Genomic DNA, 408 nt, shown 5'->3' on the forward strand with positions numbered 1-408 from the left:
CTCCTATTATTCTTTATAGAGTTTATCAGTGGTTTGGTAGCTGCCTCTACAGGCTTGATTGCTGACTCATTGGATATGCTTGCTGATGCCACAGTGTTTGGTATAGCACTGTTTGTTGTTGGTAAAAGTGTAAAAAAACAATTAAAAGCAGCGCATCTTTCAGGCTGGTTACAGTTAATTCTCGCTACTTCTGTAATTGTAGATGTTGTGCGTCGGTTCATTTATGGTAGTGAGCCAGAGTCTTTCTTGATGATTGGAATTGCTGCTTTAGCGCTAATTGCCAATTTTTATTGTATATACCTAATGTCTCATCAAAAAAATGATGGTGCACACATGAAGGCTAGTTGGGTCTTTTTATCCAATGATATCATAGTCAATTTTGGTGTGATTTGTGCAGGGATACTAGTT

Annotated in this window: 1 protein-coding gene; it reads left to right on the top strand. The window is 37.7% G+C overall.

What is annotated here, in order from left to right; all coding sequences use genetic code 11:
- Window positions 1–408: cation transporter (locus R5R67_RS19585; RefSeq protein ID WP_318755222.1), on the top strand; the 408-nt coding region annotated here is incomplete at both ends.

This window comes from Acinetobacter sp. OYA S30, assembly GCF_033599315.1.
In the GTDB taxonomy this organism is placed as follows: Bacteria; Pseudomonadota; Gammaproteobacteria; order Pseudomonadales; family Moraxellaceae; genus Acinetobacter; species Acinetobacter baumannii.